Annotated in this window: 1 pseudogene; it reads right to left on the reverse strand. The window is 65.1% G+C overall.

Annotated features, from left to right (window positions below):
• A pseudogene (locus FGX59_RS37135) lies at window positions 1-605 on the reverse strand (transposase); the annotation flags it as partial.
• Between the last annotated feature and the right edge of the window lie 135 nt (window positions 606-740).

Below are 740 nucleotides of genomic sequence, written 5' to 3' on the forward strand. Positions count from 1 at the left end.
GGGGAAACGGTCCCCTGGACGGTTTCCTGATCCTCCTCCATCTCGTCTATGCCGGAGTGGATCTTGCGCCATGAGCGGGCCGCGCCACCGGTCCGAGCGGCACCGCGAATGGGCCGTTTCGAGCCGCCATGCTTGCGCGTGTGCCACTCGCCTTCGCCCTCCGCCTTGATACCGGTGCTGTCCACTAGCAGGTGAAGCGCCCCCTTGGAGCCGCGATATGGGATGGTGACATCCAGGGGGCGACGGGCTTTTGCGGCGCCACTGGCGCCACGGTCCCGTCTCACTCTGGCGGCGCGACAGGGTGCTGGAGTCCGGCACGGACCAGCCAAGCCCGGACAGTCGCAGCAGGCTCGCAACGAAACCGTTCGCCAGTGGGCTCGAACCAATGGCGCCTCGCTGGCTCACCCTGGCGGAGGGGCAGCCCGAGGAGGACCTTGAGGGTCAGGCAGGCCTGGATGGCATTCGTCTGGCAATTGATCTCCCGGATCAATTCCTGATCCTCCTCATTCGCTATAGGACTGCTGGCGGCCGCGACGCCCCGACGGGATGGCCTCCCATTGCATCGAGGGATCGAACCAGACGGTCAGCGCTCCGCGCTGCCTCAGCGCCTGATTGCAGCTCTTCTAGTTGGTCGTCTTGGGAGGTCTGTAAGCGGTGTTCCCGGCTCACGGGATCTCAGGTTGACGGCTTGAAACTCCATGGCAGAAGTTCGTCGATCCGCTTCTGCGGATGCCCGGCTG

This window comes from Poseidonocella sp. HB161398 (genome assembly GCF_005870025.1).
GTDB lineage: Bacteria > Pseudomonadota > Alphaproteobacteria > Rhodobacterales > Rhodobacteraceae > Mangrovicoccus.